Annotated in this window: 21 protein-coding genes; 7 read left to right on the top strand and 14 right to left on the bottom strand. The window is 51.2% G+C overall.

Annotation, left to right across the window (positions count from 1 at the left end; translation table 11 throughout):
• Positions 1-25: 25 nt before the first annotated feature.
• The 11 genes from pal to secA form a co-directional block, all read right to left on the bottom strand.
• On the bottom strand, positions 26-511 hold the full coding sequence (gene pal, locus HK11_RS02765; protein WP_086553816.1) for a peptidoglycan-associated lipoprotein Pal: 486 nt from the start codon (positions 509-511) through the stop codon (positions 26-28).
• Positions 512-1177: 666 nt separating this feature from the next.
• On the bottom strand, positions 1178-2545 hold the full coding sequence (gene tolB / locus HK11_RS02760) for a Tol-Pal system beta propeller repeat protein TolB (protein WP_086553815.1): 1368 nt from the start codon (positions 2543-2545) through the stop codon (positions 1178-1180).
• 25 nt (positions 2546-2570) lie between these two features.
• Complete coding sequence (locus tag HK11_RS02755; RefSeq protein ID WP_086553814.1) at positions 2571-3563, bottom strand: energy transducer TonB; 993 nt, start codon at positions 3561-3563, stop codon at positions 2571-2573.
• A gap of 28 nt (positions 3564-3591) precedes the next feature.
• Entirely contained in the window at positions 3592-4026 is a 435-nt protein-coding gene (gene tolR / locus HK11_RS02750) for a protein TolR (RefSeq protein ID WP_086553813.1), read from the bottom strand.
• A 2-nt stretch (positions 4027-4028) separates the two neighbouring features.
• A complete protein-coding gene (tolQ, locus tag HK11_RS02745) occupies positions 4029-4748 on the bottom strand; it encodes a protein TolQ (RefSeq protein WP_086553812.1) in 720 nt (239 codons plus the stop codon).
• Positions 4749-4873: 125 nt separating this feature from the next.
• Positions 4874-5287, bottom strand: coding sequence for a tol-pal system-associated acyl-CoA thioesterase (gene ybgC / locus HK11_RS02740; RefSeq protein ID WP_086553811.1), 414 nt, complete (start codon positions 5285-5287; stop codon positions 4874-4876).
• Positions 5284-6363, bottom strand: coding sequence for a Holliday junction branch migration DNA helicase RuvB (gene ruvB / locus HK11_RS02735; protein ID WP_086553810.1), 1080 nt, complete (start codon positions 6361-6363; stop codon positions 5284-5286). The genes ybgC and ruvB overlap by 4 nt, the downstream gene beginning before the upstream one ends.
• The gene (gene ruvA / locus HK11_RS02730; RefSeq protein ID WP_086553809.1) at positions 6360-6974 is read right to left on the bottom strand and encodes a Holliday junction branch migration protein RuvA; all 615 of its coding nucleotides are present in this window, start codon (positions 6972-6974) and stop codon (positions 6360-6362) included. The genes ruvB and ruvA overlap by 4 nt, the downstream gene beginning before the upstream one ends.
• On the bottom strand, positions 6971-7477 hold the full coding sequence (ruvC, locus tag HK11_RS02725; protein ID WP_086553808.1) for a crossover junction endodeoxyribonuclease RuvC: 507 nt from the start codon (positions 7475-7477) through the stop codon (positions 6971-6973). Before ruvC ends, ruvA begins: the two co-directional genes overlap by 4 nt.
• A 2-nt stretch (positions 7478-7479) precedes the next feature.
• Complete coding sequence (locus HK11_RS02720) at positions 7480-8229, bottom strand: YebC/PmpR family DNA-binding transcriptional regulator (protein WP_086553807.1); 750 nt, start codon at positions 8227-8229, stop codon at positions 7480-7482.
• A 38-nt stretch (positions 8230-8267) separates the two neighbouring features.
• On the bottom strand, positions 8268-10973 hold the full coding sequence (secA, locus tag HK11_RS02715) for a preprotein translocase subunit SecA (protein ID WP_086553806.1): 2706 nt from the start codon (positions 10971-10973) through the stop codon (positions 8268-8270).
• A gap of 243 nt (positions 10974-11216) precedes the next feature.
• Here secA and HK11_RS02710 point away from each other — a divergent pair, with 243 nt between their 5' ends.
• From HK11_RS02710 to HK11_RS02690, 5 genes are all read left to right on the top strand, one after another.
• Entirely contained in the window at positions 11217-12164 is a 948-nt protein-coding gene (locus tag HK11_RS02710; protein WP_086553805.1) for a peptidylprolyl isomerase, read from the top strand.
• A 79-nt stretch (positions 12165-12243) separates the two neighbouring features.
• A complete protein-coding gene (gene argJ, locus HK11_RS02705) occupies positions 12244-13488 on the top strand; it encodes a bifunctional glutamate N-acetyltransferase/amino-acid acetyltransferase ArgJ (RefSeq protein ID WP_086553804.1) in 1245 nt (414 codons plus the stop codon).
• Positions 13489-13535: 47 nt separating this feature from the next.
• Positions 13536-14174, top strand: coding sequence for an RDD family protein (locus HK11_RS02700; protein ID WP_086553803.1), 639 nt, complete (start codon positions 13536-13538; stop codon positions 14172-14174).
• Positions 14175-14373: 199 nt separating this feature from the next.
• Positions 14374-16776 carry a mechanosensitive ion channel family protein gene (locus HK11_RS02695; RefSeq protein ID WP_369822913.1) on the top strand — a complete coding sequence of 801 codons (2403 nt, stop codon included), beginning with the start codon at positions 14374-14376 and terminating at the stop codon, positions 16774-16776.
• 2 nt (positions 16777-16778) lie between these two features.
• Positions 16779-17525: a 2OG-Fe dioxygenase family protein gene (locus tag HK11_RS02690; protein ID WP_086553802.1), complete on the top strand. Its 747-nt coding sequence runs from the start codon at positions 16779-16781 to the stop codon at positions 17523-17525.
• 2 nt (positions 17526-17527) lie between these two features.
• On the opposite strand, the gene HK11_RS02685 is transcribed toward HK11_RS02690, so the two are convergent.
• Positions 17528-17776 carry a hypothetical protein gene (locus HK11_RS02685; protein ID WP_086553801.1) on the bottom strand — a complete coding sequence of 83 codons (249 nt, stop codon included), beginning with the start codon at positions 17774-17776 and terminating at the stop codon, positions 17528-17530.
• A 172-nt stretch (positions 17777-17948) separates the two neighbouring features.
• Here HK11_RS02685 and HK11_RS02680 point away from each other — a divergent pair, with 172 nt between their 5' ends.
• Positions 17949-18365: a hypothetical protein gene (locus tag HK11_RS02680; RefSeq protein ID WP_086553800.1), complete on the top strand. Its 417-nt coding sequence runs from the start codon at positions 17949-17951 to the stop codon at positions 18363-18365.
• A gap of 3 nt (positions 18366-18368) precedes the next feature.
• Here the strand turns inward: HK11_RS02680 and HK11_RS02675 are convergent, their stop codons facing one another.
• Positions 18369-19277, bottom strand: coding sequence for a DnaJ C-terminal domain-containing protein (locus HK11_RS02675; RefSeq protein ID WP_086553799.1), 909 nt, complete (start codon positions 19275-19277; stop codon positions 18369-18371).
• Entirely contained in the window at positions 19274-19450 is a 177-nt protein-coding gene (locus tag HK11_RS12450; protein ID WP_173559204.1) for a hypothetical protein, read from the bottom strand. The genes HK11_RS02675 and HK11_RS12450 overlap by 4 nt, the downstream gene beginning before the upstream one ends.
• 263 nt (positions 19451-19713) lie before the next feature.
• On the opposite strand from HK11_RS12450, the gene HK11_RS02670 reads away from it, so the two are divergent.
• Positions 19714-19974 (top strand): accessory factor UbiK family protein, encoded by a 261-nt coding sequence (locus HK11_RS02670; RefSeq protein ID WP_086553798.1) that lies wholly within the window; start codon positions 19714-19716, stop codon positions 19972-19974.
• Positions 19975-20004: the final 30 nt, after the last annotated feature.

The following is a 20004-nucleotide window of genomic DNA, read 5'->3' as shown; positions in this document are numbered from 1 at the left end:
TTACGTCAAATACTAAATGTCAAAATTATTTGACAGAAGTAATTGCGTTACGATTCTGCGCCCATGCACTTTCGTCATCACCCGGATCGGTCGGACGATCTTTACCGTAAGAAATGGTCGTAATGCGCGATGATGCTACACCATGAGCCACCAGGAAGTCGCGTGCAGCATTTGCACGACGCTGACCGAGAGCAATGTTGTATTCCTCGGTACCACGATCATCGCAGTTACCTGCAATTTCGATATTAACCTGAGGATATTTTGCCAGCCAGGCTGCCTGTTTCAGCAGGGTTGCCTGCGCATCCTGTGTCAGACCGCTCTGATTGAACGGGAAGAGTACGCGGTCACCCACACTCGCAACCAGATCAGCCTCGCTGCCTGGCACCGGACCGCTTGTCTGCGGTGCAATGAGTGTTGCGTCTCCGGTAGAAGCACCCGTATCAACCTTTTTATGGGCACAGGCCGTGAGGAAGGTCATAGCGCTCAATGCAGCAACAAGGTGTAGTCTCATTATTTCGGATCCTGAACTGTCGTTCCCTGCGGGAACTGTGTTAATCAAACACAGTGTCGAAGTAGATACACAGAATATTGTTGTACATCTCCGCGTATTTTTCCACCCTTCATTTGAGATACCCCTGAAGAGTCGACAACCGTATGGAGACTAACATTGCGTTAGCCATAACTCCAGTAAGCGGTCAAGCGCTGCCATCTTCGCAGAACATACGAAAATGGCACAATCATGTCATAAACCGCAGGAAAAACACCGATACAAGGCTGAGCATTTCAAAAAAAAAACAATAAAAATATTAGAAAAATTCAATCACAACAGTATCAAAAAAAACAAAAAATATCACGATATTAAAATAATATATTAATTTATATTTTATGGTAATATGTTTTGTTTTATTATAAACTTTTTCTTTGTATTTACAATAAAAAACAGATAAATAATCTTATTTATCATATAAAAAAATTATATTTACTAATATATTTCAAAATATTTCAATACATAAAAAATGACAAATTTTTGAATATTAAAATATTTATATCCTCTTTCCGGCAGCTCCTCAGGCTAACTCAGCACCTTCTCTTTACTGGCTGAGCCGCCGCTGTCACGCAACACGTCTCTCTGGCTGCATTAATGCACACAGCCAGAGAAAAACGATATAAATCAATATTATCCGTTAAGCGGAGACCAGGCCGGATCAGAAGCCTGCCCTGGTGTTGGCAAAACACGATCATTAAAGCCGGTGATATCCACACTTCCCAGAAGAGAGTTAAAGCCTGAACCACCTGAGCTGGCACGAGTCTGACGGCAATAAGCAATCACACGACCATTAGGGCAGAAGGTCGGGCCTTCCACCGTAAAGCCTTCTGTCATAATCCGCTCACCAGTGCCATCAGGATTCATCACCCCCAGAGAGAAAGATCCGTTTGCAATACGGGTAAATGCAATGAGGTCACCGCGCGGGGACCAGACTGGTGAACCGTATGTGCCATGACCGTAAGAAATTCGGTGAACATTCCCCCCCGATGAGCTCATAATATAAAGCTGGGGGCTGCCACCGCGGTCAGAGTTAAACACAACCTGTGAACCATCAGGGCTAAAGCAGGGGCTGGTATCAATAGCCCCTGATGACGTGATCTGACGGCGTGCGCCGGAAGCAAGGTCAACAATAAAAATATCAGACCCGCCATTACGCGTTACTGACAGAATAACGGACCGTCCATCAGGTGCAAAGCGCGGTGCGAAAGAAATACCGGCAAAATCGCCCAGTATCTGCTGACGACCTGAGTTGAGGTCAAACAGATACACACGCGGGCGGTTATTAGCATAAGACATGAAAGCAATCTGGTCTTTAACCGGGTTAAAGCGTGGTGTCAGCGTCAGCCAGTTACCTGCGGTAAGCATGCGGGCATTTGCACCATCCTGATCCATAATTGCCAGGCGGGTTCTCTGATGCGCCCGCGAGCCAGAACGCGCAATAAATGCAATACGGGTATCAAAATACCCTTCCTCACCAAGCATCCGCTTATAAATTACGTCACCGATAATGTGAGCAATGCGGCGCCAGTTATCAGGGGATGTTGTATAGGCTGTTCCCTGAAGCTGTTTGCCGGTCAGTACATCCCACAGACGCATCTCAACACGTACAGAACCGCTGCCAGAAACACTGCCTGTCACCATAGCCCGCGCACCTGTAGCCTTTGCCGCAGCAAAGTCAGGCGTACCAGACATATCGCCACCAGGTATCACTTTAAACAGACCTGTGCCGCTCAGGTCATTCGTCAGGACGCCTGTAATCTGTGACCCGATCCCTCCCCCGAGATTAGCAATAAGAATAGGAATCGGAGCTGTACGCGCCTGATCAACGGTAATTTCTGCTGCGGGCTCTGCCGATGATGCTGCCTGGGCTGCAAGTGGTGTTATCAGCAAACCCCCTGCGGCCAGACCAGCACCAAGAACCGCACGCCGCTCAAACATAAATCCTTTCAGAGCATCGGCTTCCTGATCTGAAATAAGCGGCCTGGTATTCGTCAGCATTACTCTTATCCTCTGTTGAATCTGGTCAGGGTCTGAAAACAAATTTCAGCTGCCGTGTCTGTCCCAGTAGTTTTTTAGGAATAGGCAGTTTTGAACAGGTCGGGCTTAGCACAGCAGAGCGCGCCCTTTCAGCCAGCGCACGATATGACGCGTCAGCATTCATCCGCGCCTGTGTTTCAGGCGCAAATGTAACAATACGTGCCTCACCATCCGCATCAACTGTCACCACCAGATGCGCCACAAAAGTCGCATAATTTCTGGCTGCGGTGTCTTCAGTATAACAACGCCGCACAGCAGAGCCTATGGCTTTTTGCTCACCAGAGCTCATGCTGCGGGTAATATCACCGTCAGGTGTACCTCCCCCGTGCGGTGATCCTCCCTGCGTCGGATTTGCCCGTGCTTTTGGCGGGTGCGTTTGCGGCTGCTCAGCACGAAAGGCCTCAAGCGTTTCAAGTAGCGAATGAGAATCCTGCTGTGTTTTCTTCGCCTTGTTGGGCTGCGTAATATGCGACGGTATCACCGCATCCGGCAGCTCCTCAGCAGGCTGCGTGATGGGAGACGGTGGCACAACTTTCTGCATCGGTTTTGGCGGTGCTGGCGGAGAAGGCGGCGTTTTGACAGCCTCAGGCGATGGCTCCTGCGCTTTAGGCGGCAGGGGCGTATCAGGCAGCTTCTCAGGCTGTGGCACAGAAGGCGGCGGAACAGGCTGTGGCGGCGGAGGAGGAGGAGGTGCTTCCTCTTCAGGCACAGGTTTAGGGGGCTCCGGAGAAGGAGAAGCCTGTTTTTCCTCAGGAGCGGGTGCCGGAGCCGGTGAGGTATCAGGCTTATCTGCCTTAGCAGACGCTCCACCTGACTCGGCTCCCTCAAACTGCATTTCTACCACAGTCGGTGGCTCTTCAGGAGGAGGAACAGGAGGAACAGAGATGATCAGAGCCAGAAGGACCGCAACATGCACTCCCCCTGACACATAAAGTGACCGCCTGAGCAAACGCTGATCAGAACGATACGGCGCCGACATTATGCAGCTCCCTCTTCGTCAGAAAGAGCTAGTGGCCACTGCTGGCGGGTTGCTGCGCCAGCAAAGCCACATGAGTAAAACCACCTTCTGTAATCTGACCCATAACCTGCATGACACGCCCGTAGTCAATATGCGTATCGCCACGCACGAAAATTCGATGTTCTGCATCATTGTTCGATGCAGCCTTAAGCTGCGCAACCAGCTGATCAGGTGACACTGCGGTCTCTCCCAGATACAGCGAACCATCAGCCCTGATAGAAACTGTAATAGGCTTCGTATCAGAGTTAACCGGCTTTGCATCAGTCTTTGGCAAATCCACATTCACACCGCTGGTCATCATGGGTGACGTGACCATAAACACGATCAGCAGCACCAGCATGACGTCCACCAGCGGTGTCACGTTAATCTCGGCCATCGGACGACGTCTGCGCCGCCCGCCGCCACCGCCTGATGACATACCCATGCTCAGCCCCTTTCTTCAGACTGACGAGAAAGAATGGCTGCAAATTCTGTGCCAAATCCTTCAAGACGATCCTGAAACAGGTCAAGACTGTTGCTGACAACGTTGTACGCCACATAAGCCGGCACAGCAGTAAGCAGGCCAATAGCCGTAGCAAACAGGGCTTCAGAAATACCAGGGGCGACAACACTCAGGTTTGTATTATGCAGCGCAGCGATCGCACTGAAAGAGTGCATAATACCCCATACTGTGCCAAACAGCCCGACAAACGGAGCTACCGGCCCGACTGTAGCAAGAAAAATCACCCAGCGGCGCAGACGGTCCATCTCACGGGTAACGGTAATCATAATAGCGCGGTCAACCCGCTCTTTCACACCACCACGAACAAGATCTACCCCGGGGATGCGTGCAGAACGGCGCCACTCGCCCATAGCTGCACCGAAAACAGCAGCCAGAGGGTGGGCAGGCTTTGCACCATCACTTTCGTATAAATCATCAAGACTGCCGCCAGACCAGAAACGATCTTCAAATGCAGAAGCAGCCTTATTAATGCGCCGCAGGGTCACAATTTTATCGAAAATAATTGCCCAGACAATGATGCTGCACAGCAGCAGCCCAAGCATAACCAGCTTAACAACCGGAGAGGCATTAATAAACAGCCCCCAAACGGACAAATCTCCGGCTGCGGCTGTACCGAGATTCGCCGCATCAACTGCACGATCCAAAAATGCCTCCTGCCTCTAGTACTCAGTTATACGCGCTGTTTTTTAGTCTGCGACTCGCAGTTGTTCCGGTCGCAAACCTAACCCCTCGCTTCTACTGCCTTCATAACACAAGATGAAGAGGGGCTTTACATATCTGCTGATAATTTACTCAGCAAAGCATTCCATAAAGGCGGAAATCTGGCAGGATGTCCTTTTTCTTCATGAATACACACCAGAACAACATTCAGACTGGCGACCAGCTTACCGGACTTGCTAATAATCTGCTCAAGTGTGCAGCTCGCCGCATTAAGTTCAAGCAGGCGTGTTGAAACAGTAAAAACATCATCAAGCCTGAGTGGCATACGGTAGCTGATGGTAAGGTCACGCACAACAAACGCAAGGCCGAACTGCTCAGAAAGCGCTATAACCGGTATTCCCAGGCTGCGAATGGCCTCTGTGCGCGCTCGCTCGGCAAAGGCGAGGTAGCGGGCATGATACACAATACCTCCGGCATCGGTATCTTCATAATAGACACGAAAATCTATTGTATGACCTGTCATGCCTTACTCCCGCTATCTGAAAGCAAATCCATCTGATCTGAGAAACTCCCCTCCGGACGTGCCGGCGGTGTCAGGCCCAGATGCAGCCAGCCTCGCTCACCCAGCATACGGCCACGGCTGGTCCGCATAACCAGCCCTTCCTGAATAAGATAAGGCTCAATCACATCCTCGAGAGTATCGCGCGCTTCAGCAAGAGCTGCGGCAAGTGTTTCAACACCTACAGGCCCGCCATGATGATAATCAGCAATGCGGCGCAGGTAACGTCTGTCCATTGCATCCAGACCCAATGCATCAACCTCAAGGCGACGCAGGGCCATATCAGCGACCTCGCGACTTACAGGCTTACCATCCGAGGAGGCAACAGCCGCAAAATCACGCACACGGCGCAGCAAACGCCCTGCAATACGTGGCGTACCACGGGCACGACGGGCAATTTCTTCAACAGCCTCAGAGCTTAATGCCACACCCAGCTTACCAGCTCCGCGGGCAACAATCTGGCACAACTCCTCTGTCGTATAAAAAACCAGCCGCAAAGGAATACCAAAGCGGTCCCGCAGCGGTGTTGCCAGCAAACCAGCACGCGTTGTTGCTGCAACCAGAGTGAAAGGCGGCAAATCGATTCGTACTGAGCGGGCTGCCGGCCCCTCTCCAATAATCAGATCGAGCTGAAAATCCTCCATCGCAGGGTAGAGAATTTCTTCAATGGCAGGCTGAAGACGATGAATTTCGTCAATAAACAAAACATCACGCGCCTGAAGGTTAGTCAGAATTGCGGCGAGATCGCCCGCACGCTGAATAACCGGCCCGGATGTTGCACGAAAGCCCACCCCAAGCTCACGCGAGACAATCTGCGCAAGCGTTGTTTTACCAAGGCCTGGCGGGCCATGCAGCAAAACATGGTCTAGAGCCTCACCACGCTGACGGGCAGCCTGGATAAAAACCGATAAGTTCTCACGGCTGGTTTTCTGCCCGGTAAAGTCGGAAAGACTTTGTGGACGAAACGCTGCTTCTCCGGCATCTTCTTCCTGGCGGCCGGCATGCACTTCGCGCTCTGAAAAGCCTTCATCCTGCTTCACGATGCAAGCTCCTTCAGAGCATCACGTAATATACCATCGAGTGTCGCCTCTGCACCGCGTCCGGCAAGTAGCCGTCTGACTACTGGCACGGATTCTGAGCGGCGGAAACCAAGGCCGGTCAAAGCCAGCAATGCGTCAGATTCGATCGTACCAGCACCTTCAGCAGGTGCCTGTCCTGGCACAGCGACCGCATCACCGCCGCCCGGCATTTTGCCTGCTTTATCACGCAGCTCAGTAAGAATGCGCTCTGCAAGCCTGCCACCCACACCGGCAGCCCGGGTCAGACTGGCCTTATCTGCCGTACTCAGTGCAGTTACCAGTTCACCAGGAGAGAGAATCGACAAAATAGCAAGAGCCACTTTGGCCCCGACTCCCTGCACGCTTGTAAGCAGACGAAACCATTCACGCTCGGCATTCTCTCTGAAACCATACAGCAGAATAGCGTCTTCACGAACGACAGTCTCAATCAGCAGCTGCACTTTAACGGGCGGATCAGGCAAAACTGCCAGGGTGCGGGCCGAAGCCGCAACCAGATAACCCACACCATTCACATCAATGACGCAGGAAGCCGTATCCTGCTGAATAATCAGGCCAGACAGAAAAGCAATCATGCCATGCGCACTCCCGCTGCAATATGATTCGCACTGGCCCGGTGGTGTGCATGGCAAATCGCAACGGCCAGAGCATCAGCCGCATCAGCGCGCACCATTTTAACCCCTGGCAACAAACGCCCGATCATCATTTCTACCTGATCTTTACTCGCAGAACCGGTGCCCACGACAGATTTTTTAACCGACAGAGCACCATACTCTGCCACATGCAGACCCGCCAGAGCAGGCACCAGCAACGCAACACCACGGGCATAGCCGAGCTTAAGCGTAGAACTGCCATTGCGGTTCACATAAGTTTCTTCAACCGCCGCCTCAGCCGGGTTCAGCCGGTTGATCAGAAGAAGCAAATTGTCATGAAGCACTTTAAGGCGCTCAGGCACGCTGTCGGCACTGTTCGTCGCGATGACACCGTTTTCAACATGCCTGATGCGATTACCCTCAACGTCGATTACACCCCAGCCCATAAAGCGCAGGCCGGGGTCAATACCGAGCAGACGTACCACCCTCAGGCAGACAGTTTTTCGGCAAGGTCATCCGGCAGTTCAAAGTTGGCGTACACGCTCTGCACGTCATCATTGTCTTCCAGAACATCAAGCAGCTTGAACACAGAAGTAGCTTTTTCTTCGTCAAGCATCACTGAGTTTTCAGGGCGCCAGTCAAGTTTTGCGCTCTCTGGCTCACCAAATTTTGGCTCAAGCGAATCACGCACAGCAAAAAGCGACTCGACCTCGCAGGTTATTTCGTGACCTGCTTCGGAAGAAACGACGTTTTCTGCGCCAGCTTCGATCGCGGCTTCAAGCATATCATCTTCAGATGCCGCAGATGACGGATACATGATCACACCAAGCCTGCGAAACATAAATGACACTGAGTTTACTTCGCCCAGAGATCCGCCGTATTTTGAGAATGCGGCTCTGACCTCAGACGCTGTACGATTGCGGTTATCGGTCAGCCCTTCGACAATAACAGCAACACCTGACGGGCCATACCCTTCGTAACGCACTTCAACGTAATCATCGCCGCCACCGGCACCAGTTGCCTTTTTAATGGCACGATCGACGTTATCTTTAGGCATATTCACACTACGGGCGGCAGAAATAGCCGCACGCAGACGCGGGTTAGACGCAGGGTCAGGAATACCCGAACGGGCAGCCACAGTCAGCTCACGAATAACCTTAGCAAACTGCTTAGCCCTTCTGGCGTCCTGCGCACCTTTGCGGTGCATAATGTTCTTAAACTGGGAATGACCCGCCATCTTCTTTTACCTATATTCTTTCAATAGTTCTGTCTGGTTCAGGCAATCCGCCCGTGACAGTGCTTATATTTAGCCCCTGACCCACAAGGGCAAAGGGCATTACGCGATGTTTCACCCCATGCTGCAGGGTCAGTCGAAACAGCCGCAGCAGGCGCTTCTTCAAAAGAAAGCGCACCAGGCTCGGGTGCAGCCTCAGCATGGTGTTCAATACCAGCTACAGGTGCAGCCTCACCCATAAGAACAGACTGCGCATCCAGCTCAGGCGGTGCAACCTGAACATGCGACATCAGCGAAACAATACGCTGATGCATTTCACTAAGCATCAGGGTGAACAGCTGAAATGCTTCATGCTTATATTCGTTAAGAGGATCTTTCTGACCGTAAGCACGCAGGCCTATACCCTGACGCAGCTGGTCGAGAGCATGCAAATGCTCTTTCCAGACCGCATCATAAGTCGTCATAAGCACCTGTTTTTCGACCATACGCATAAGCTGCGGGCCCATATTGGCTGCACGGGCAGCCTGCGCCTGCATAGCGGCCTGGATAATGCGCTCAGCAACCTGCTCACCATCCATACCGTCCTCTTTTGCCCACTCAGCAACAGGCAGATCGAGGGCCATATCTTTTTTCAAAGCGGCAGTCAGACCATCAACATCCCACTGCTCGGCAAAAGATTTCTCAGGGATATGACGAGCAACAAGATGATCGGTGACCTCCTCAAGAGCCTCCTGCATAATAGAAGAGACGTCTTCCATTGCCATATATTCACGACGATGCGCGTAAACTTCCTTACGCTGGTCATTCATCACATCATCATATTTGAGGGTATTTTTCCGCATATCAAAATTGCGACCCTCAACTTTTTTCTGAGCTCTTTCAAGGGCCTTACTCAACCAGGGGTGAACAATAGCCTCCCCCTCTTTCATGCCCATTTTCTGGAACATGGAACCCATGCGATCAGAGCCAAAGATACGCATCAGGTCATCCTGAAGCGAAATAAAGAAGCGTGAATTACCCGGGTCACCCTGACGACCGGCACGACCACGCAGCTGGTTATCAATACGGCGGCTTTCGTGACGCTCGGTGCCAATCACGTAAAGCCCTCCGGCCTTACTGACAATCTCATGATCGCGCGCAACCTGAGCACGCACATCGTTCTCAATAGCTTCACGCTGAGCTTCGTCTGTCACCCCGACAAGGCGCTGAGCAATAAGCATATCGGTGTTACCACCCAGCTTAATATCAGTGCCACGGCCAGCCATATTTGTTGCAATAGTAATGGCACCTGGCGCGCCGGCCTGTGCCACAATTTTTGCTTCCATCTCATGAAAGCGGGCATTAAGCACGTTGTGAGGGATCTTCTCGCGACGCAGGAGCGCTGAAAGCTCCTCACTTTTTTCAATCGACGTTGTGCCAACCAGAATAGGCTGCCCGCGTTTGTGCACTTCGCGCACAAGTTTAGTAACTGCTGCGAATTTCTCAGCTTCCGTCAGATAAATTTCGTCGTCCTCGTCCTTTCTGGCAATCGGACGATTAGTCGGAATTTCGACAACATCAAGCTTATAAATTTCTGCAAATTCGTCAGCTTCTGTCATTGCTGTTCCGGTCATACCAGACAGTCTGGGATAAAGACGGAAGAAGTTCTGAAACGTAATTGAGGCCAGTGTCTGATTTTCCTGCTGCACCTCAACGTGCTCTTTAGCCTCGAGCGCCTGATGCAGGCCATCAGAATAACGGCGCCCTTCCATCATACGGCCGGTAAACTCGTCAATAATAACAACTTTACCCTGCTGCACGATGTAATCAACGTCACGCGTAAACAGCGTATGCGCCCGCAAAGACTGCTGCACATGATGCACAACAGCGACGTGGTGCATATCATACAGGCTGCCTTCATCCTGCACACCAGCCTGACGGAGCAGTTCTTCAACTTTTTCCGACCCTTTATCGGTCAGAATGACGTTGCGGAATTTTTCATCCTTATCATACGTCTCGGGGTCTTTAACCAGCTCAGCCACAACCGCATCAACTGAGCGGTACAAATCAGAGCTGTCTTCGGCAGGACCGGAAATAATCAGCGGAGTACGGGCTTCGTCAATCAGAATGGAGTCAACCTCGTCAATAATGACGTGGTTAAACGGACGCTGAACCATTTCTTCCTGGCGATATTTCATATTATCGCGCAGATAATCAAAACCGAACTCGTTGTTCGTACCGTATGTAATGTCAGCCGCATAAGCCGCACGACGTGCGTCATCCGGCATATTAGGAACGATAACGCCGGTCGTCAGCCCAAGGAAGCTGTAAAGCTGGCTCATCTCGGCCGCATCACGCGAGGCCAGATAATCATTGACGGTTACAACATGCACGCCTTTACCCTCAAGCGCGCTGAGGTACACAGCCAGCGTTGCAACAAGTGTTTTGCCTTCACCCGTACGCATCTCAGCAATACGACCAGAATGCAGCACCATGCCGCCAATAAGCTGCACATCAAAATGACGCATACCCAGCACACGGCGGGAGGCCTCACGTGCAACAGCAAAAGCTTCAGGCAGAAGCTTATCAAGGGTTGCACCCTGAGCCAGACGCTCGCGAAATTCTGTCGTTTTAGCAGCAAGACCGGCATCACTCAGAGCCTGGATCTGCGGTTCAAAGGCATTAATTTCCGGCACGCGACGCTGGAACACCTTAAGCGTCCGGTCATTAGATGTGCCGAACAGGGCGCGTACGAAGCTTGCTAGCATAAAAACCTTTCCACAAATCACGGCCGCAGCCAGGATTTTCTTCTATCCAGAACCAGACCAGAAAAAATGAACAAAACACACTGTTACAATATAAATCGCTCTATAAAATAGGGTCAGGGCAGCCTGTGGTCAACCAAGCACCGACTTTCTTAATGTCAGACACACCAGGCAGAGGACTTGCAGGTCTGACCAGGGTGCTCCATAGATATAGTTACAAACTACTCCACATCCTAAGGTATTGATATGCGGTTTCACACTCAGGCTTTTGCTCTTGCTGCAACAGCTCTGCTGGCTTCGACCACTCTGTCAGTCCGTAGCTATGCTGCACCGGCAACCTCTCCTGCACCTGCAGCCGCCCCTCAGGCTGGTGCAGCTCCGGCCCAGCCGCTGAACCCTGCAGCTGTCGTAGCAACAGTAAATGGTCAGAAAATTACTCTTGCTGATATGCAGAGCGCATTGAAAAATCTGCCACCTCAGGTACAGCAGCTGCCACAGAACATGGTTTTCCCCATGCTGCTGAATCAGCTGGCTGATCAGAAAGCCATCCAGATCGTTGCCAAAAAAGAAGGTCTGGAAAAGCAGCCTGACGTAGAAAAAGCAATGCAGACAGCTGCGGCTAACGCCCTGCAGAACGCATGGCTCTCTCAGCAGGTTACACCCCGCCTGACAGAAGCTAATATAGAAGCCTATTACCAGAAAAACTATGCCGGCAAGCCACCTGAGCAGGAAGTGCACGCCCGTCATATTCTGGTTAAAACTGAAGCCGAAGCTAATGATATTATCAAAAAGCTGAAAGGCGGCGCTGACTTCGCACAGCTGGCAGCCCAGCTCTCTAAAGACACCGGCAGCGCAAAGCAGAACGGTGGAGACCTCGGCTGGTTTAAAAAAGGCGATATGATTGCCCCATTCTCCAATGCTGCATTTGCTATGAAAAAAGGGGAAATCAGCTCTGTACCAGTTAAGAGCGAGTACGGATATCATGTCATTCAGGTGCTTGACACCCGCACTGATCCTATCCCGACGCTCGATAGCGTAAAAAATAAAATTCGCCAGGCTCTGGTGCAGGAATACGTGCGTGAAGCTGTAGAAGCTGCAACCAAACAGGTTAAAATTGTACGATTTGACCCTGCCACAGGCAAACCTCTTCCTGATGCACCTGCGCCAGCAGCAGCTGCACCAGCTAAACAATAAAATAAGCGCATTTTTACGTCAGCCATACCGCGGTATGGCTGACGCTGATATTTTCTGTATCTCGTAAGGACATCGCATCATGGCGCCAGCGCTTCCGGTCTCCCCTCTTGCACGACCTCTTCCTGAGCTTGGCAGCATTCGAGGAGTGCGCCTTGGCGCAGCAGCAGCCGGAATTCGTTATCAGAACCGCACAGACCTTGTCCTTGCAGAATTCATCGCCGGTACAACCGTTGCCGGTGTCTTTACAAAATCAAAGTGCCCTGGGGCCCCTGTAGACTGGTGCCGCGATATCCTGCCTGATGGTGAGGCAAGAGTGCTTGTCGTTAATGCCGGCAATGCCAATGTCTTTACCGGGAAAGCGGGGCGCGAGACCTGTACCGTCACAGCTGATGCCGCAGCACAGCTCGCCGGCTGCTCACCGCGCAATGTTTATCTGGCCTCAACCGGAGTCATTGGCGAAATTCTGCCGCATGAGCGCATTACTGCTGCTCTGCCGGCACTTCATGCCTCTCTGAGTGAAACCGGCTGGGAAGCCGCTGCCCGCGGCATTATGACAACCGATACCTTTCCTAAAGCGGCAATCCGCACAGCAACACTTAACGGTGCGACTGTCACCCTTCAGGGGATCGCTAAAGGGAGCGGCATGATTGCTCCCGATATGGCAACAATGCTGGGTTTTATCACCACAGATGCGGCTATTCCGGCCCCTGTGCTGCAACGCCTTCTGTCAGAAGAAATTAAAACCACATTCAACTGTATCACTGTCGATTCTGACACCTCGACCTCCGATATGGTGCTGCTCTTTGCCACCGGCACAGCAGAAAATGCAGCCATAGACGAAAATACGACCACTGATGCCCCCATACTGGGCGCGTTCAAAGCCGCTTTACACTCCGTACTCAAAGAGCTGGCTCTGCTGGTTATTCGTGATGGTGAAGGCGTAACCAAGCTGATCACTATTCAGGTCTCAGGCGCAGTATCTGACGACTCTGCCTGGCGCGTCGCTATGGCCATTGGCAACTCCCCTCTGGTCAAAACAGCCATTGCCGGGGAAGATGCCAACTGGGGCCGTGTTGTTATGGCCGTGGGCAAATGCGGTGAACCAGCTGACCGTGATACCCTCTCTGTTTCCATCGGTGGTGTGTGCATTGCCCACAATGGCACCGTTGTTGCCGGTTATGATGAAACCCCCGTTGTGAACCACATGAAAGGTCAGGAAATAGAGATCGAGGTCTCTCTGGGCCTTGGCAATGGCTCTGCACGGATATGGAGCTGTGATCTGACGCATGGCTATATCGACATTAATGGGTCATACCGCAGCTAAGGCAGACATCACGTCAGTGCAATACACCGCCTGCAAGGAACGATGACATGACTTCCGATCTTCCTCCTGGCTGGAATTCTCCGGCCTCAACGGGGCAGGCAGCCCCGATAATGACGCAAAACACGCAAGAGCATACTATCTGGGTCTATGCCGGTTTCTGGTGGCGTGTCTTCGCATTTACACTTGATTACGTTTTTTTAAATATTATTGGTTTTTTTGTCGGACTGGCTCTGAAACCAAGTGCCATAATACAATGGCACGAGCTCTCTCTGCCTGGCACTGAAAGTGACGAGCCAGGCGTTACAAATGTTGCCAGCTTTATGTCGGATGGTGCCACCATTCTGGTGCCCCACCTTCAGACCGCAGGCCTGCATCAGTTTTCTCTTGTCATGTTTCTTCTCATCGCCTGCTACTGTATACTCTTCGAAGCGTCTCCTTACCGTGGCACGCCTGGTATGAAATTATGTCGCATTGAAGTTGTAACAACTGCAGGAAAACAGGTTTCTGTTTTACGGGCGGCCCTTCGCTTTTTTGTGAAAACATTTCTTTCTTTCCCGCTGTTTTTTATCGGCGTTATCATGGTCGGGCTGACACCACGTAAACAAGGGCTTCATGACATAATAGCAGATACGCTGGTGATACGCCGCAGACGCGAGCAGGACGTTATTTTCACTCAGCACTCATAGAGAGCAGATGCCAGAGTCTGCCCAGCTTTTACCCTAACGCACTTTATCTCTGTACGCTTCACATCTTCTGCATAACGTGACAGCGTCATTTTTCTGTTTAAGATGAAAAAAGGACAGGTACGCCATGGCGGCAGTAAGCCAGACATACGTTTCCATCCATTCCAGATTGTTATCGTCACTGCGACGGGCTGCTCTCACAATGATTGTAGCAGCTCTCCTTCTGGCTGGTTTTATACCACATATTATGGGTGCAACTGCTGCCTGTGCAGCTGACACACCACCAGCCGCGACGTTAAGCCGTCAGGATGCTGAACAGCTTTTGTCTGTCCTTAATGACCCACGCAAACGTGAAGATTTTACACACACCCTGTCTTTAATGGCCAAAGGGTTGCCGCCAGCTGCGGCCCCGGCTTCTGCCGGTGGCGTAATAACCCCGGTCATAAACAGCCACAATATTAACTCAGAACTAAGCTCTGTCTCTCAAACATTAAAACAGTACACATATAATTTTGTCGGACTGTTCGAAGACCTTGGCTTTGTTGGCTCGTGGTTTCACTCTGAGATCAGTCACTCTGATACCAGAAAAACCTTAATTGATGCTTTTAGCCGCGCTGGTTTTATCGCTATTGCAGCAATTGTTCTTGAGCATTTTATCAGCATCTTCTTAAGAAAACGTCTTATTTCTTTCACTAAGATGGCTGAAAAGCAACAGAATCAAAAACGGGAAAAAGCTGCCGCTGAATATGCCGCTGAAGCAACCGGGACAGACGGTGCAGACACCCGGGCGAAGGATCAGAAACACCGCGACCAGGTCCTTAGCTACCTCTCCCGCACACCTTACACCCTTATGCACCTGCTGCTTAAAATGGTGCCCGTTCTTGCTGCTCTGCTGACCGGCTACCTGGGCGGTATTTTTCTGACGGTTTCCTCTCAGGGGCGTACGGTAACGTTTACTCTGGTCACGGCATACATCCTTGCCCGTGTATTATATCTGCTTCTTGAAACTGCTCTCGCTCCGCGTTCCCCTGCCATCCGTCTTATCCCTGTCAGCAGCACGACAGCTCACATGCTAACCCGCTGGTGGATGGCTCTGGTTGCTGTACCGGCTCTGATTATCTGCCTTTCCACACTGGGAAGTGAATTCGATCTGCCTGCACGTGGCGAGCAGGCGATGCTGCGTGGCGTTATTCTGGTTATGCATCTGATTATTGCCGCGTTTATCTGGCGCGTGCGTAATATTGTTGCAGCCACTCTCCAGCCATCAGCAGAAAAAAAGAAACGAGCCTTCTGGTCTTTTATTGGTACGCTGGCAAATTTCTGGTGGATTCCGGTCCTCTTCCTCGATATCGCCCTGTGGTTCATCTGGGCAGCTCACCTGAAGGGCGGATATCAGTGGATTCTCCATGGTCTGCTGATGACACTTCTGTGCCTCGCACTTTCAAGGCTTGCTGCCGTATTAATTTACGGTGGTCAGGACCGCCTCTTCCACATTTCTGCCGAAATGGAAGCCTCTCATCCGGGCCTCCAGAAACGTGCTGATTACTATTATCCGTTTGTACGGCGTATTCTGACCTTCTTCATTGTCTTTGCGACCTGCGTCTTTCTTGCTCAAAGCTGGGGCATCCCAGGCGTTTACTTCTTTACCCAGAGCACCGTAGGTTCACGCCTGCTCAGCGCTATTCTTATGCTGACTATTGGCCTCACTGTCGCTTCTCTGGCATGGGAGCTCATTAATGGTCTGCTCAACAAGCAGATCGACCGTTACACCGCACAGCAGCAGTCTTCCCGCGCGACCCGCCTGCGCACGGTCCTGCCTATTATTCGAACTGTCCTGCTGGTCATTATCGTAATTATCGTGGCTGTCACGACACTCTCTCAGATCGGCATTAATGTTACACCGCTGCTTACCGGTGCCGGTATTCTGGGCGTTGGTCTGTCATTTGGTTCTCAAAGTCTGTGGAAAGACGTTATCACCGGCTTTTTCATGCTCGCCGAAAACGCCATTCAGGTTGGCGACTGGGTAACTGCCAGTGGTGTATCAGGTACGGTTGAACATCTCTCAATCCGCACATTGCGTGTGAGATCATTTGATGGTGACCTGCATATTATTCCGTTCTCATCTGTGACATCCATTGCAAATACCGGTAAGGGCTTTAACCAGATCATTGTCCGCCAGACACTGACACTGGCCGAAGATTCAACACGGGTTGCCGCCATTATGGCTGGTGTCATTAAAGAAATGCGTACAGAAGATGCTTTCAAAAGCATTATCTTCTCTGACTATAATGACCTTGGCGTTGACTGCTCTGACAGCAATGGTGCTGTTTTACTTGGTACGATCCGCACAGCTCCCATGATGAAATGGAAAGTGCAGCGTGAATTTTACCGGCGTCTGGCAAAACTCATGGCTGACGAGGACGTGCAGTTCTATACGCCCACCTCTTACTACACCACGCCGCCTGACACAGCGATGCACCTGGCTGTTGATGCTTTCCCTGATGCCTTTACCCCCCGGGCGGGCACTCTTCCAGCCACTAACACCGACACACCAGTGCACACGCCAGATGAAACCGGCCACCAGAAACCTGAAGGAAAAAACTAAGCATGTCGGCGCCTTCTGAATTTTCAGAAAAAAACTGCCTGGACTCGCTTGAAGGCGCATTACAAAAAGACGGCTTTGCTTACGAGCAGGCCGTCACCATGCGCCCTTTGCTGGAAGAATATGGCCTGAAGAACTGGGAAAGCTTTGCCACAAGCTGGAACAACCTTGGCGTTGATCGCTATATGGCCGACAACGGTCGCTACAGACGCCGGCGCTATGCAACCTACTCTGTGTCAAAGAATGCGATTATACGCAAAGCACACCAGCCACATTACCAGAGCAGAGACTATAATACGCTTAATGGTGGTATTGAGCGTCTGTTTAAACCCATCACACAGGCAGCCGGGTCGCACCCGGCGTTACTGGCTGTTCTGGCAGTGCTTCGTCGTATTGCAACTAATCTGACACCCGAAAACCTGCACCCGAAAACCTGGCATGCTGAAGTACATCAGTTCCGGATCGAAGCGAATGCCTCCTTCGCGGGACAGCCAACACCTGAAGGGCTGCATCAGGATGGCGTAGACTGGGTGTGTGTGCTTATGGTGCACCGTGAAAATATCACCAGCGGTACCACGACCATCTATGATCTGAACCGAAACCCGGCAGGCAGCTTCACCCTTACGAATGCCATGGACGCAGCTTTCGTCAATGACAGCAGAGTTTATCATGGTGTGACCGCCATAACCCCGCTTGATACGACCCGCCCGGCTTACAGAGACGTACTGGTCGTCACATTACGGCACGAATAAAATTAATACCCTGCATAATGAATAGCGTGCAGGCTCACAAAAATCAGTCCCATGACAAAGAGAACAGCAACGCCGGCCTGCGTAATATCTTTAAGCTGAGGAGTTTGCTCCTCTCCATGGTTTGAAGATACTGTGACAGAATCTGTGGAAGCCGGAGAGGGCAGAGGGCGCATTGCAGCCTTTGTCTGCCCGGCAACCTCGCACGCTACCTGCTTTTCGTGAACATTTGTATCAGATGACTGTTCAGACACAATCGTATCAGATTGTATTTTTGTAATAACAGCACCCTCCCTTTATTAAAATAAAACCAATAGAATCAAAGTTCCCTGTTATTTTCAGATCAGGCGACACACACACAACCCTGACGCATTGTGCGATATTCCTCTCATCATACCCAGAAGAATATTGTACCGGAGAATTTTTATGAAACCCTTACCCTGCCTGCTCTGCGCAAGTCTTGCCGCAGTATTACCTCTCACCAAATATACAACTCCGTCTGCCATAGCAGAAACACCTGCCAGCCAGAGCATGACTCATCATTACGCCACACACTTTTTTGAGGGCCACTGGTCAGCTATGTCACTGCCTTCAGTCACAGTGAAGGCGACAGACCCGACAAACCCCAAAACCAGCCTGACAGTTATTTTACCTGACACACTCACAAAAATAACCGGACAGGACCAGTTTCATCTTACCCGTCAGTCAGGCTCGGCGTGGTCTGCCAGACAAAACGGCCTGAGCGTGACATTTTCCCTGATATCAGACAACAGCGCCATGCTGCGTATTGATGGCAGCGGTGAGAAACAACATCTGAATATGTTCCTCTACCGCGATGAGTAAAGATTAAACACTCTGCTCCGAAGCTGAAGCCGGAGTCCATGTCTTTAAAAACTCCTCCAGGGCAGCATCGGACTTACCGATTGTCACATTCAGAGTAACGTAAAGATTGCCTGCCGGACGCGCCCCATGCTCCTGAACACCACGCCCGCGCAAACGCAGTCTGGTACCGGTATCAGAACCGGCAGGCACGTTCATCTTAACAGACCCTGTTGGCGTGGGAACCATGATGCTCCCCCCCAGCACGGCTGTTTTAAGATCAACTGGCAAAATCTGATACACATCACTCCCTTTACGGGTATAGGTAGCATCAGGGTTCACAATTACAGTAATCAGAGCATCACCTTTAGGTCCGCCCTGTACTCCATCTTCACCTTTGCCACGCAAGCGCAGATGCTGACCACTTTCAATCCCAGGTGGAATTTTTACATCGAGCACGGACCCATCAGGCAACGTGATGCGTGAAGTGGCCCCGTTAACAGACTCAAGAAAGCTGACGTTGAGAGTGTAAGACCGGTCAGCACCCTTTTGAGGGCCTCTGCGGCGAGCACGCGGACCACCAGAGAACATGCCAAAAATATCATGCAGATCATCCCCTGAAAAATGCCCCTCCTGGCCTGCTCCTGAATAACCAAAACCACCGCGGCCACCCTGAAAGCCACCACCATAGCCATGAGGAGCTCTTTCCTGCCCGTCAGCATCAAGCTCACCACGGTCAAAACGAGCGCGCTTTTCAGGGTCAGACAAAAGGTCATTAGCCTGATTCACAGCTTTAAACTGCTCTTCAGCAACTTTATCATCCGGGTTCAAATCAGGATGATATTTTTTTGCCTTCTGCCGGTAAGCTTTGCGAATGTCATCCTGGGAGGCTCCTCTTGCAAGTCCCAGAACCTCATAAGGATCACGCGCACTCATTGACCTTTTCCCTGCGTTGTTACTGATGTCGGATCCTGTATAAAACTACCTGTATCCAGAAGACTAATCAGCAGGGCAATCGCAACATCCCGGTTGTACCCTGCCAGTTCTGCCTCCCTGACAAGAGCATCAATCCTGGGTTTCAAAAACGCCTCAGCCGATAGCGCAGTCATATACGGCTAATCCTCTCTCTTTATTTAAAATAATACTAAGAGTAATAATGGGAATGGTAACGCCTACGGTCAATGGAGAAAGCAGGATCTCTGTAACCTGAACACTGATAACTTACCTTTTTATCTCCCGTACACCTGCAAGATTCAAAGAACCGATAGCATCCGGCCTCTATAGAGACTATAAGGCTTCGGAGAAGATACTAAACAAGCCCGTGCCAGATCCCTTCTGCTGCCTGTGCTGTTTTTTAAGTGGAGAACCGGAGATGACTGACAGACCGCGCTTTTTTGATGACCTGACCGGTATAGCCGGCGGCGCTTTTTCAGCCTTTACCGGCGCACGTGAAGAGCTGAATGCCATCATACGTAACCGCGTTAGTGAAATACTGGCCAGCCTGCATGTTGTCAGACGTGAAGAGTTTGACATTGTGCGTGAGATGGCAACACAAACCCGCATCAGTCTTGATGCTGCTGAACGTCGTATTGCTGACCTTGAAACACACATTGAAAACCTGAAGCGCAGCTAAGCAATAACGCAACGGTCATACCTGAAGCAC

Source organism: Acetobacter sp. DmW_043 (assembly GCF_002153485.1).
Lineage (GTDB): Bacteria > Pseudomonadota > Alphaproteobacteria > Acetobacterales > Acetobacteraceae > Acetobacter > Acetobacter thailandicus.
This window is presented reverse-complemented; position numbering and strand designations above follow the sequence as displayed.

What these genes read in the sequence shown, in the direction of transcription:
- pal (WP_086553816.1), bottom strand. Translation starts at nt 511, where the DNA reads ATGAGACTACACCTTGTTGCTGCATTGAGCGCTATGACCTTCCTCACG.
- HK11_RS02675 (WP_086553799.1), bottom strand. Translation starts at nt 19,277, where the DNA reads ATGAGTGCGCGTGATCCTTATGAGGTTCTGGGACTTGCAAGAGGAGCC.
- ybgC (WP_086553811.1), bottom strand. Translation starts at nt 5,287, where the DNA reads ATGACAGGTCATACAATAGATTTTCGTGTCTATTATGAAGATACCGAT.
- HK11_RS12450 (WP_173559204.1), bottom strand. Translation starts at nt 19,450, where the DNA reads ATGACTGCGCTATCGGCTGAGGCGTTTTTGAAACCCAGGATTGATGCT.
- HK11_RS02700 (WP_086553803.1), top strand. Translation starts at nt 13,536, where the DNA reads ATGACTTCCGATCTTCCTCCTGGCTGGAATTCTCCGGCCTCAACGGGG.
- tolR (WP_086553813.1), bottom strand. Translation starts at nt 4,026, where the DNA reads ATGGGTATGTCATCAGGCGGTGGCGGCGGGCGGCGCAGACGTCGTCCG.
- argJ (WP_086553804.1), top strand. Translation starts at nt 12,244, where the DNA reads ATGGCGCCAGCGCTTCCGGTCTCCCCTCTTGCACGACCTCTTCCTGAG.
- HK11_RS02670 (WP_086553798.1), top strand. Translation starts at nt 19,714, where the DNA reads ATGACTGACAGACCGCGCTTTTTTGATGACCTGACCGGTATAGCCGGC.
- HK11_RS02695 (WP_369822913.1), top strand. Translation starts at nt 14,374, where the DNA reads ATGATTGTAGCAGCTCTCCTTCTGGCTGGTTTTATACCACATATTATG.
- tolB (WP_086553815.1), bottom strand. Translation starts at nt 2,545, where the DNA reads ATGCTGACGAATACCAGGCCGCTTATTTCAGATCAGGAAGCCGATGCT.
- ruvA (WP_086553809.1), bottom strand. Translation starts at nt 6,974, where the DNA reads ATGATTGCTTTTCTGTCTGGCCTGATTATTCAGCAGGATACGGCTTCC.
- HK11_RS02755 (WP_086553814.1), bottom strand. Translation starts at nt 3,563, where the DNA reads ATGTCGGCGCCGTATCGTTCTGATCAGCGTTTGCTCAGGCGGTCACTT.
- HK11_RS02680 (WP_086553800.1), top strand. Translation starts at nt 17,949, where the DNA reads ATGAAACCCTTACCCTGCCTGCTCTGCGCAAGTCTTGCCGCAGTATTA.
- HK11_RS02720 (WP_086553807.1), bottom strand. Translation starts at nt 8,229, where the DNA reads ATGGCGGGTCATTCCCAGTTTAAGAACATTATGCACCGCAAAGGTGCG.
- HK11_RS02710 (WP_086553805.1), top strand. Translation starts at nt 11,217, where the DNA reads ATGCGGTTTCACACTCAGGCTTTTGCTCTTGCTGCAACAGCTCTGCTG.
- HK11_RS02690 (WP_086553802.1), top strand. Translation starts at nt 16,779, where the DNA reads ATGTCGGCGCCTTCTGAATTTTCAGAAAAAAACTGCCTGGACTCGCTT.
- secA (WP_086553806.1), bottom strand. Translation starts at nt 10,973, where the DNA reads ATGCTAGCAAGCTTCGTACGCGCCCTGTTCGGCACATCTAATGACCGG.